The sequence below is a fragment of the Mycobacterium sp. genome (assembly GCF_035314665.1).
In the GTDB taxonomy this organism is placed as follows: Bacteria; Actinomycetota; Actinomycetes; order Mycobacteriales; family Mycobacteriaceae; genus Mycobacterium.
The window spans coordinates 1-2,527 of record NZ_DATFZD010000331.1 but is presented as its reverse complement, the minus strand read 5'-3'; the positions used below and the strand labels follow the sequence as shown (position 1 = coordinate 2,527).

Annotated in this window: 3 protein-coding genes and 1 pseudogene; 2 read left to right on the top strand and 2 right to left on the bottom strand. The window is 63.9% G+C overall.

Annotation, left to right across the window (positions count from 1 at the left end):
- Positions 1-138 (top strand): annotated as a pseudogene (locus VKI00_RS22915) (polysaccharide deacetylase family protein); the annotation flags it as partial.
- Here VKI00_RS22915 and VKI00_RS22910 read toward each other — a convergent pair.
- Entirely contained in the window at positions 135-278 is a 144-nt protein-coding gene (locus tag VKI00_RS22910; protein ID WP_324441545.1) for a hypothetical protein, read from the bottom strand. The pseudogene VKI00_RS22915 and the gene VKI00_RS22910 overlap by 4 nt on opposite strands.
- Before the next feature lie 304 nt (positions 279-582).
- Here VKI00_RS22910 and VKI00_RS22905 point away from each other — a divergent pair, with 304 nt between their 5' ends.
- Positions 583-1,050: a glucose-6-phosphate dehydrogenase gene (locus VKI00_RS22905; protein WP_324441543.1), complete on the top strand. Its 468-nt coding sequence runs from the start codon at positions 583-585 to the stop codon at positions 1,048-1,050.
- A 134-nt stretch (positions 1,051-1,184) separates the two neighbouring features.
- Here the strand turns inward: VKI00_RS22905 and VKI00_RS22900 are convergent, their stop codons facing one another.
- Positions 1,185-2,201, bottom strand: coding sequence for an ABC transporter substrate-binding protein (locus VKI00_RS22900; RefSeq protein ID WP_324441541.1), 1,017 nt, complete (start codon positions 2,199-2,201; stop codon positions 1,185-1,187).
- Positions 2,202-2,527: the final 326 nt, after the last annotated feature.

Here is a 2,527-nt window from a genome sequence, read left to right as displayed (position 1 = left end):
TTCATCGGGCAGGCGATCGTGATCGGACACCTTAACCACCTGCCGGTCACCCACGTCTACGAGCAATTCCGTGATCTCATCCGCGCACGCAACCTACGCACCGTCACCCTCAACGATGTCTTCCTCCCACCGCACTAGGCCAGGCCTTTAAGGCGCACTCCCTGCTCTCGCGATGTGGGTGGGATGGGCAGCCCCGGGCACACCGTGATGTAGCCGATATCGGCGACACCCAGTCGTTCCAACGCTTGTGGCTCATGTTGGCAGTCAGCTTGCTGCATAACATGGCACAGCTGAGGGTGCGCGGTAGTGGCGAATCAGCCGCCGCGGCCGAAACGTCTGCGGTCGCGAATATGACGACATACGAGGCTCGCGGAAGTTCGTCTCGGAACCAACGATCGTCAGCCAACTGCGGGTTGCCAGTGGCTCCACGACCCCGCCGGGGTCCGAATTCCCAAGTGAACGAGTGCCACTGACGGTCGAAACCGGCAGCCGCGCGTCTGCTTTGGATGTGGTTGATCAGCGTTGCTCAGCTGACAGTACGGGCGCACAATGAGGTGTCCGTCTGAAACCTGGGGAGCTGCGATGAGCGAGCAACTGTACGACTTTTTCGGCGACCTCTTCCAGCGGTACTTCAGACCCGCCATCGACGCATATCCGCGAATGGGTGGAGCACTCGTCGAAAGGTTATTCACGCTGGCTGACGACGTCCCCGATAAATTGGCACAGAGCCGGTGCGCCGCAACGGCATGGGCCAAAGCCGAGACCCCGAACGCCAGGATCACCTCGGAACTCTTCGTGATCACCCAACACGGACTGATGTATGCCGCCGGGTTGAACGACTCGCGCCGGGCGCTGTATTACCTGGCCACGCCGCCCGCATTGTTCGATCCGTTCGTCGATCAGGTCGACACCGCCGAATTGCGTGCGGGCACGGTAGTCGTGGTGGACAGCCGGTTCGGCCGTGACCTCGCATCCGCGCATCCGATGGACGCCGCGCTGCGCCGGATACTCGATGAGCACCTGGCGTTGCGGGTGGACCTGCCCGCGTAGCTATTTCTTCGTCGGAAACAGTCAAGGCTGAGGTCAGTGCTTCGGTGAAATCTTCCCCGCAAAAGTTTGGGTCAGAATCTTTCCGTTCTGCACGATGAAGGTGTCTTCGGCATCAGGCTTGGGCAGTTCGACGCTCACGTCCGACCAAGCGGCCGATCAACCAGCACCCGCTGTCCGCCTCGCCACTGAACGACGCGAATCTGATGGCCGGTTTGCACGCCGGTGACCGGGTCGACACGAAACCGACCGAACAAGGTGGTGGTGTCGAGTCGTTGTGACGCGGCCCGCACCGGCAACGATTCAACAGTTCCGGCCTCCTTCACGCAGCGCTGCCAAACGACACCCGCGGAGAAGGCCGCAGCAGCCGGATAGGGCGGCTCAGTACCGTTCGCGTCCAGGTAACAGCGGCTGAACCACTCGCTGTTGGGTCCGTCCGCAGGATCATCTGTCCCGTCGTCGAACCACTGGCACGGTCCGCAAAGCCCCTCAACGCGATCACCGATGGCGTGCCGGAGCTCATCGACTCCGGCAGCGACCAATCCCACTGCGCGCCAACGGCGTTCGCTGGCCCACTGCGCGATGGCGACGTCATCGTCGAAGGAACCGGCTGATAACAGCACATCGCCCGCCGGGAGCTGCGCCAGCACGTCTCTGGCCCGGGCTGGACGAAAAGTGACCGACCGCAGCAGAAGACCGAGTCGCCGGGCCGCCACCGCCGCCCCTTCGGCCACCTCGCGGCCGAACCCCGTGTCGACGTGGACTAGTACCACCTCCGACCCCTCACCAAGACCGTCGGCGGCAAGGGTTTCGAGCACCGCGGCGAGATAGCGGTAAGCCGGAGACTCCACATTGACGACACCCGGATACGCCGGCCGCGCCAGCCGGGCAGTAGCGCCACCGTGGTTCCAGATGACCCCTTTGCTGGCGGCCGCGGCCGCCAGCGCCGGCCCCGAACCGTAGGGCCCGAACACCACGTCGGGCCGGCTAGCCTCGGCGGCCCGTATCGCGGACGCCGCGGAGGGGTAAGCGTCGATCACCTCCAGACTTACTCCGGAACGCTCGGCCCAGAGAGCGAGGGCGCTCGCCCCTGCTTTCCCGAATCTGGCCAGCGGCCCCGACAGTGGGGTAACCAGGACGGCGCGAGCTGCCACGCCCACAACTTAAGCGTGTCGAACAACCGCCCACTCCCCCGGGGCAGTAGCGACCGGGCGCTCGGGGGGGAGCTCATGCTGTTTCCTATCTGGCGCATCACGGAAAGCTGTTGATGGATGAAGTTAGGTGACCGGCTGGCGCCCTATCGTGGCACCAGATTCACCGAAGGCCTGCTTTACCTGCCTAGGCGTAGACTTAAAGCACGGATCCACGGCAGACCAAGGTCGGACCGGAAGAGAAGATTCCTCCTCTCGGCTGTGGCGCCTAGCACGAGCACTAGGCACCCACGCGAAGCAAAGCCCATCAACTGGGCACAGCGCGGTGG